The sequence below is a fragment of the Salmonella sp. SAL4457 genome, assembly GCF_046548235.1.
GTDB classification, from domain to species: Bacteria; Pseudomonadota; Gammaproteobacteria; order Enterobacterales; family Enterobacteriaceae; genus Salmonella; species Salmonella enterica.
The window spans coordinates 1-514 of sequence record NZ_JBGDZO010000040.1 but is presented as its reverse complement, the minus strand read 5'-3'; the positions used below and the strand labels follow the sequence as shown (position 1 = coordinate 514).

Sequence of the window (514 nt, the reverse complement as noted above, 5' to 3'; positions counted from 1 at the left end):
CTCCAGAGCCTTGCCAGCAGCTTCCTTCACCTTGCCGACACCCTGCGCCAGCTTGAGGCTTTCCTGTACGTCACGCTTGAGGCCGACGATGTAGGTACGGGTGTCCGCCTGCCGGGCCTTCAGGGTATCCAACGCCTCTTCCAGGTCGCTGATGGTCTCGCGCGCCTTGGCCTGTGCCTTGGTCTTGCCGGCCTTGGCAGCATCCTGCAGCTTGGTGCGAGCCTTGTGCAGCTTTTCCTGGGCTTTGCCACGTTGCTTTTCAAGTTTGGCCAGGAGCTTTTCCGAATCGACCAGCGCTTGTTTGCACGCACCTTCCAGGTGCTCGACAAGGCTGTGGGAAAGTTGCTGCAACAGGTGCAAGGGGGTGGTGACGGGCTTCTTGTTGGCCGACATGACGTGCCTCCAGGCGGACGTGGTTGCGCCCATACTAGACCCGCACACCCCCTCTCGCCAACGGGTTCGATGTGCTACAAGCGACGTGCGCCAGGATTGCCCGCCGATACGTTTGGAGAAA

Annotated in this window: 1 pseudogene; it reads right to left on the bottom strand. The window is 60.9% G+C overall.

Features of this window, described 5'->3' with window-relative positions:
- Positions 1-393, bottom strand: a pseudogene (algP, locus tag ACLJNW_RS23110) (alginate regulator AlgP); the annotation flags it as partial.
- Between the last annotated feature and the right edge of the window lie 121 nt (positions 394-514).